1 protein-coding gene is annotated in these 397 nt (G+C 70.0%); it reads left to right on the top strand.

What is annotated here, in order from left to right; genetic code table 11:
* Window positions 1-70: 70 nt before the first annotated feature.
* On the top strand, window positions 71-397 hold a 327-nt coding region (locus G3I71_RS49410), incomplete at its 3' end, for a GTP-binding protein (protein WP_203733260.1).

Genomic DNA, 397 nt, shown 5'->3' with positions numbered 1-397 from the left:
TGACGCCGGTGCAAAGCTCGAAGGACCCCGATCACCCCTCCTCACCGCGACACCGGGAGGCACGAGCACCATGGGAGCCACATCACACCAAGCCGGGGCCGCCGGCAGGGCACTGACGGCCGACCGCCCCGATTCCGTACGGAACGTCGTGCTGGTCGGCCCCAGCGGCGCCGGGAAGACCACTCTGGTCGAGGCGCTGGCCCTGACCGCCGGGGCCGTGAACAGGGCCGGGCGGGTCGAGGACGGCACCTGCGTCTCCGACCACGACGAGATCGAGCAGCGCCGGCACCGGTCCGTGCAGCTCTCGCTGGTGCCCGTCGAATGGGCCGGAATCAAGATCAACATCTTGGACACTCCCGGATACGCCGACTTCGTCGGGGAGCTCAGGGCCGGTCTG

It is taken from the genome of Streptomyces sp. SID12501 (genome assembly GCF_010550245.1).
Taxonomy (GTDB): domain Bacteria; phylum Actinomycetota; class Actinomycetes; order Streptomycetales; family Streptomycetaceae; genus Streptomyces.
Note: the sequence above shows the minus strand (reverse complement) of the source record. Positions and strands in the feature narration are given on the sequence as shown.